Raw genomic sequence first — 248 nt, 5'->3', positions numbered from 1 at the left:
TGCCACAGTTTCTCTCAATGGTGTCATACTCCATTGAAACTGAAATGAACCACTCACCATTCTTTCGGATGATTTCGGCAGTTTTCGGCTTGCCTCCTGTGTTTCTAGCTTTACCTCGGATCTTAACGATACCAACATCAGCCAAATAAACAGCACCATGCTTTTTTTCTTTCAGGTTGAGCTTCCAACCATCACCATGAGCCTTGTAGCCCCAACCTTTAAAGCGTTGAAATGGTTTAAAACGTGGG

At 43.5% G+C, this 248-nt stretch carries 1 pseudogene; it reads right to left on the bottom strand.

The features are described 5' to 3' along the window. Positions 1-248: pseudogene (locus tag AAEZ18_RS19365) on the bottom strand (RNA-guided endonuclease InsQ/TnpB family protein); the annotation flags it as partial.

This window comes from Pseudoalteromonas sp. 19-MNA-CIBAN-0066, from assembly GCF_040308705.1.
Classification (GTDB): domain Bacteria; phylum Pseudomonadota; class Gammaproteobacteria; order Enterobacterales; family Alteromonadaceae; genus Pseudoalteromonas; species Pseudoalteromonas nigrifaciens.
Note: the sequence above shows the minus strand (reverse complement) of the source record. Positions and strands in the feature narration are given on the sequence as shown.